The sequence below is a fragment of the Actinacidiphila sp. bgisy167 genome, from assembly GCF_965342175.1.
Lineage (GTDB): Bacteria > Actinomycetota > Actinomycetes > Streptomycetales > Streptomycetaceae > Actinacidiphila.
This window is the reverse complement of the sequence record NZ_CBDRBL010000086.1, coordinates 22,581-28,582: the sequence shown is the minus strand read 5'-3', so window position 1 is coordinate 28,582 and position 6,002 is coordinate 22,581. Positions and strand designations below refer to the sequence as shown.

General features: G+C 71.6%; 7 protein-coding genes. 4 read left to right on the top strand and 3 right to left on the bottom strand.

What is annotated here, in order from left to right:
* The 3 genes from ACRWND_RS25795 to ACRWND_RS25785 all read left to right on the top strand — a co-directional run.
* A partial coding sequence (locus ACRWND_RS25795; RefSeq protein ID WP_431953419.1) for an Ig-like domain repeat protein occupies positions 1 to 789 on the top strand: 789 nt, incomplete at its 5' end.
* Between the two features lie 196 nt (positions 790 to 985).
* Positions 986 to 1,255, top strand: coding sequence for a type II toxin-antitoxin system prevent-host-death family antitoxin (locus ACRWND_RS25790; RefSeq protein WP_431953417.1), 270 nt, complete (start codon positions 986 to 988; stop codon positions 1,253 to 1,255).
* Entirely contained in the window at positions 1,245 to 1,703 is a 459-nt protein-coding gene (locus ACRWND_RS25785) for a type II toxin-antitoxin system VapC family toxin (RefSeq protein ID WP_431953415.1), read from the top strand. The genes ACRWND_RS25790 and ACRWND_RS25785 overlap by 11 nt, the downstream gene beginning before the upstream one ends.
* Positions 1,704 to 1,982: 279 nt before the next feature.
* On the opposite strand, the gene ACRWND_RS25780 is transcribed toward ACRWND_RS25785, so the two are convergent.
* The 3 genes from ACRWND_RS25780 to ACRWND_RS25770 all read right to left on the bottom strand — a co-directional run bounded on the left by ACRWND_RS25780 (position 1,983) and on the right by ACRWND_RS25770 (position 3,783).
* Positions 1,983 to 2,312: a hypothetical protein gene (locus tag ACRWND_RS25780; RefSeq protein ID WP_431953413.1), complete on the bottom strand. Its 330-nt coding sequence runs from the start codon at positions 2,310 to 2,312 to the stop codon at positions 1,983 to 1,985.
* Positions 2,313 to 2,570: 258 nt separating this feature from the next.
* Positions 2,571 to 2,804: a hypothetical protein gene (locus tag ACRWND_RS25775; RefSeq protein ID WP_431953411.1), complete on the bottom strand. Its 234-nt coding sequence runs from the start codon at positions 2,802 to 2,804 to the stop codon at positions 2,571 to 2,573.
* 106 nt (positions 2,805 to 2,910) lie between these two features.
* Positions 2,911 to 3,783 (bottom strand): helix-turn-helix transcriptional regulator, encoded by an 873-nt coding sequence (locus ACRWND_RS25770; protein ID WP_431953410.1) that lies wholly within the window; start codon positions 3,781 to 3,783, stop codon positions 2,911 to 2,913.
* A gap of 190 nt (positions 3,784 to 3,973) precedes the next feature.
* Between ACRWND_RS25770 and ACRWND_RS25765 the strand changes: the two genes are divergently transcribed.
* Positions 3,974 to 4,738: an SDR family oxidoreductase gene (locus ACRWND_RS25765; protein ID WP_431953408.1), complete on the top strand. Its 765-nt coding sequence runs from the start codon at positions 3,974 to 3,976 to the stop codon at positions 4,736 to 4,738.
* Positions 4,739 to 6,002: the final 1,264 nt, after the last annotated feature.

Below are 6,002 nucleotides of genomic sequence, written 5' to 3'. Positions count from 1 at the left end.
GGCGGGCCGGTGCCGACGGGCACGGTCACGTTCTCCTTCGGCGACGGCACCCCCGACGCCACGGCCCCCCTGACCGCCGGCGTCGCCACGACCGGCCACGCCTACGCCACCCGCCTGGGCAGCCCCTTCCTCGTCACCGCCGCCTACAACGGATCCCCCCACCACCAGCCGTCCACGGCGACGGACCGGCACACCGTCGGCCAGACCGCCACCACCACCGCGGTCACCACCACGCCGGACCCCTCAGCGACAGGCCAAACCGTGACCGCCACCGCCACGGTGACACCCCAGACCACCGGCACCGCACCCCCGACCGGCACCATGACCTTCACCTTCGGCGACGGCGGACCCGCCGTCACCGCCACGCTGACGGCAGGCGCGGCCACCGCGACCCACACCTACACCACCGCCATCCCCGCCCCCTACACCGTCACCGCCTCCTACGGCGGCGACACCGACCACGCGGCCTCCCAGGCCGTCGACGGGCACACCGTGACCCGGCAGGCCACCACCACCACGGTGACCTCCACCCCCAACCCCTCCTCGCCGGGAACCAAGGTCACCGTCACCGCCACCGTCACCGCGACACCGCCCTCGACCGGCACACCCACCGGCACCATCGTGCTGGTCCTCGGCGACCGCAACCCGCAAGTGGTGCCCCTCATCGGCGGCGTCGCGACCGCGTCGTTCAACCCCGTCCGACCCGGCCCCCACACCCTGACCGCCTCCTACTCCGGCAGCGCCACCTCCGCCCCCTCGACCGGCACCGGCACCCACACCGTGACGTGACGCCCGCGTCCGGCGCCAGGCCGCCCACGGCCGGCCCGCCGGCCAGGCGGGCCGGCCCGGCCGCGTCCCGCGCGGCGAACGCTCGGACAGGCGGCGCCCGACGACCCCGTTCGCTCGGGCGGCTGCCCCGCGCACCCCATGGGCACCTGGTGCTACGGGGTGGCACCAGGTGCCACCGGCGTTTATGGTGGCTGGTATGACAGCGCAGCCGGAGATCACGCAGCGTGATTTGCGTACCAGGTCGAAAGAAATCATGGACGCCGTCCAGAGCGGCCAGGCGTTCATCGTCACCCGGGACGGTCACCGCATCGGTGAGCTGGTCCCCTTGCGCCGGCGCCGGCGTTTTGTGCCCCGCAGCGAGTTTGCCGCCATGTCGCGGACCGCACCGGATGTATCGCTGGACGCCTTCCGGGCCGATCAGGATGCCACCGCCGATCAGGAGCCGGGTGACCCCTATGCCCGCTGAGTACGAACAGGGGCTGCTGGACACCAACATCATGATTCTCCGCAGGTGGGTGGACCCGGATGAACTGCCTGTCGAGGTGGCGATCAGCGCCATCACCCTGGCCGAGCTGTCGGCGGGGCCTCATGAGGTCCGCAGAAACGACGAACAGGGCGATTACGACGAGTACGCCGAACGTGCCCGGCGCATGGATGTACTGCAGCGCGCGGAGAACGAGTTCGATCCGATTCCCTTCGACGCGGAAGCCGCCCGCATCTACGGCAGGGTCTGCGCCGCCGTGATCGGCGCGGGCCGCAAACCTCGGCGCCGGGTCGCAGACTTGATGATCGCCGCGACCGCCATCGCCGAAGGCCTGCCCCTGTTCACCACCAACCCTGACGACTTCAAGGGATTGGACGACCTGCTGACCGTCGTTCCGGTCACCCGTCCGGCAGTTCTCCACGACCGCTGAACCATCGCGGCCGTGCGGCACGCGGCTCAGCGCGTGCCGGCACCGGCGGCCCGGTGACAGGCACGCCACCGGGCCGCCCGGTCCCGGCCGGACCGTGCCGGAGTGGGCCGCCAGATCAGGCCTCGGTACGCGTCGTCGACCCTTCGCCGGCCCAGCGGTTCGACCCACAGGTTCCTGAAGCGGGACGGCAACACGGACGTGCCGGGCCGGCCTTGGGACGGATACGGATCCAGGCCGGCCTCTGCGAATCCCTGTGATCATGCGGGGGTCGTTCCTCGCTCACGCAGGTGTCGCGTACCGCAGGATGCGCGTGACATCCCAGGCATGGTGGTACCCGTCGTGGGCGTTGTTGCGCGCGACATCCTCGGCGCGCTGGACCCCGCGGGTGGCATGCCGCAGCACGATCCCCTCTTCCAGCGCCGACGTCACCGACTCCGCCCAGGCGTCGACCGCGTGCTCCAGTGACCACAGCGCCGCGGCGGGAGCGATCTCGTTGTAGTGGCGGGCCTGCGCGACAAGGTCCGGGTCGTAGCCGGGTACGGTGGACAGCGCCTGACAGCCGGGCTCCGGCGAGTCGCTCTGCCCAGTTCCGCAGGTTGTCGGTGACATGGCTGACGTACGCTGCGGGCGTCCACGCCAGATCGGGATGACGCTCGTGCCCCGTGTGCCCTGCCAGCAGCACGCGGAAGCGTGCCGGTAGCTCCTTCACGAATCCCCATACAGACGTGCGCCCCACTTCTCCATGGGCTTCGACCCTACCGGGGCTCCGGATCGCTCGGACACCAAACCCGGGACGCCTGACTACTGCCCGCCAGGTCGCAGCGGCGTCCACCTCACCCGGCCAAGGCCACGACGCCGCACCGGGCACTAACCGGCAGGTGCTGTGAAGATGCCGCTCGTCGGGAAGCCGGGGCCCGGCAGGCCGGACGGGGAGGGGCTGGGCGTGGCGCAGTGCGGCCGGGGCCCGATGTAACGGCACTCCTGCGGTGTGGGGCCTGAGCCCCGGGTGCTGTGGATGGCCACGGCGAAGGCGGCCAGCACCGCTGCCACCAGCACCAGCACGCCCCTGGTCGTGAGCGGGCCGCTCTCGTTGCGTCGCACAGGCTGTTCTCCTCCTCGAGGGTCGCTTCCAGCCGGCGACCGCGGTGAGGGGCACCGGTGCCTTCGCCGCCATGAGACGGGGGCGGCGCGGCCTCGGCAGTGGTCCTCAGACGGTCTTCGCGGAAGGGGGGTCCGCCGGCCTGTCGGGTGCCGTGCCGGGGGACGCGGTGTGGGAGAGGGTCCCCAGCAGCCGCAGTTTCTCGTCGCTGTCGCTGTCCTTGTCGGGGTAGTACACAACGAGGATGACGTCGTCGATGGGGAGTTTGTCGCGGTGCAGGCTCAGTTCCCCGACGACGGGATGGTTCACCGTGGTCGTGCCTCCGTCCAGGCCCCGGACGTCGTGGCGGGCCCACAGGATGCGGAACCGCTGGCTGGACAGGGCGAGTTCGCCGACGAGCTCGACGAACCGCGGGTTGTCGGTGTCGTCCCCGATGGTGGTGCGCAGGGCGGCGACGAAATCGGCGGCGGCTTTCGGCCAGTCCTGGTGGAAGGCATGCTCCTCGGGGTCGAGGAGCAGCAAACGCAGCCGGTTCTGGCCGGGCCGCAGCCGGGGGGAGAGCGCGACGGCCAGGGGATTGGAGGCCAGGACGTCGAACGCGCGCCCTTCGACGAACGCGGGGATCTGAAGGTGTGCCAGCAGCGCGTGGACCCGCTCCGGTACGTGCTCGGGCCGCTTGCGGCGCGGCGCCCTGGGGCGGGCCGCCGCGAGGCCGAGCAGATACGTCCGCTCGACGTCGTCGAGCCGAAGGACCCGCGCGAGCGCTTCGAGGACCTGCGGCGAGGGGTTCTTGTCGCGGCCTCGTTCCAGACGCAGGTAGTAGTCGGGGCTGATGCCGGCGAGCAGGGCGACCTCCTCACGGCGCAGGCCGGGCACCCGCCGGTTGCCGCCGGAAGGGATCCCCGCCTGCGCGGGGGAGACCAGCTCGCGCCGGGCGCGCAGGTAGCTGCCGAGCCGGCTGCCGGATTCCTCATCCTTCATACCGCCACCGTAATGCGCTGCTCGCGCCGCAGAGGGGGCCCTGGCAGGACCAGGGAAGACCGGGGCACTGCCGCACCCGGCGGGACCGGCCCGAGACTTCGGTGACGCCGTCCTGCAAGAGACGGCGGACATCACTGTCCGCGCCGCCGGCCCGCACGCCGTCGGCGTCCTGGACCGAAAGGAAGATCTTGTGGACCTCTCCGACCGCACCGTTCTCGTCGTCGGCGGAACCTCGGGCATCGGGCGGGAGCTCGCCCGCCGGTTCGCCGCGGCGGGCAGCACCGTGGCCGTCGCCGGCCGCTCCCGGACGGCACTGTCGGAACTCGCCGGAGAAGGCTTCGGCACGTTCCGCGTCGACGTCACCGACGGTGACTCCGTCACCTCCGCCCGCGACGCCGTGCTCGCCCGGTACCCCGCCCTGGACACCGTCGTGACGATGCCGGGCGTCATGCTCATGGAGGACCTGCGCGACCCCGCGCACTTCGAGGCGGCCGAGGCCACGATCGACACCAACCTGCTCGGCACCATCCGCGTCATCGACGCCTTCACCCCGCACCTGGTCCGGCGCGGCGCCGGCGCCTTCATCACGGTCACCTCCGGCATCGCCTTCCTGCTGTTCCCGCCCATGCCCAGCTACGCCGCGTCCAAGGCCGCGGTGCACGCCTACTCCGAGGCGCTGCGCGCCCAACTCGACGGCACCGGTGTGGACGTCGTCGAGCTCGTCCCCCCGGCCGTCGCCACAGCGGGCCAGGAGAAGGTCAACCCGCACGCGCTGCCCCTCGACGACTTCGCCACCGAGGTCATGCACCTGCTCTCACAGGACCCCACCCCCCCCCGCGAAATCCTCGTGAAGGGCGTCCTCATGCACCGCTTCGCCGAGCGCGACGGCACCTACGACGACCTGGTCGCACAGCGCTCCCAGGCCCTGGCGGTGCTCCCCGGCCGCCGACCCTGAGCGGGCCCGCGGCCGCCCGGAACCGGCACAGGAGGAGACTCGCGGTGAGCCCGGCGACGGGCACCGGCGTTCGCCTCTTCCCCGCCGCCGCACGGGTGCGCACGGCTCCACGCCAGTGCGGGCACGCCAGAAGTCCCCCTGCCACCGGAGCCGTTGCCCGGCAGGGGGACAGGACTGCACCGCGGCACCGGTCTCGTGCCCGGTCATGGCCGGCGGCGATCACCCGACGCCGGCATGCCGAACTCCCCTGCAACGACAGGCTCTGGGCTGCGACACCGGGAACAGCCTGGAAGACAGCCCTGACGACAGCCCGGAGGGCACCACACCCGATGGCCCCGTATCGGTGCCGGGGCGGGGTGTGGGGCCGAGGGCGCGTCCGGCAGGGTTGTTCCCGCCGGGGCGCATCGCCGTACTGCCAACACCGCAGGCATCACATGCGGTTCCGGCTGCCGGCGTCCGTCAGCGCGAGGGCGGCGGCGCGGGTCGCTCAACGCCTCGGCCGGGTGGTTTATTTGGCCGTGCGTGATCTCGCGGTCGGGCCGGTGCCGTGCTTCGCCGAACCGTGCTTATTCGCCTGACCTGCAATTTCCCGTTCTCTTTTCGTGCCAGGGCCCCGTGCCGACGGGCGCGTTGTGCGGTGGGCAGGGCTCCGCCCCCCGGTGGCCGGTGATGCCGCGGGCGGCAGGGGCGGTGCCGGAATCGTCTGTAAGGCCCTAGAACACCGCCAGTTCGGGGTAGGGGCGTGCGTCGGTGCACCGGCAGGTTCCTGGCGCCGCATCAGCGGGGCAGTCGCCTTTGATGCGGCGCCAGGAGCTTTAGCGCCTTTTTATCCCGTATGTGCCGATGCTGCCAACATCTGACGGTTCTCCCGGCGTTCACAGCGCGGACCCCGGGCCGAACGCAGGCAGGGGCTCGGGGCTACCCCCACCAGCCTTGTCGCGACTGTCGACCCGTCACCCGAGTCGGCATGTCATCGACTGACGCGGCGTCGGCTCTGAGCGGCTTCACGACAGGGATCGGCACTGACTGCCCGTCACCCGTTTGACAGGCTCTTCACACTTTTTTGATGTGGTCGCGGGCATGGCTGTCACCTGCGGCGATACCGGCCGGTCTGTGGCTGTGCTGCCCCGTCCGGGGGACCGCCTGCGCCGATTCCGAGGTGCGTGAAGATCTCCGCGCTCGTGCCATGGATTCCAAGGACGAGGTCGCAGTACGTGTCGCGGGATTCCCATCCCGCCTGCTCCGTCCGCAAGGAGGTCCTCCC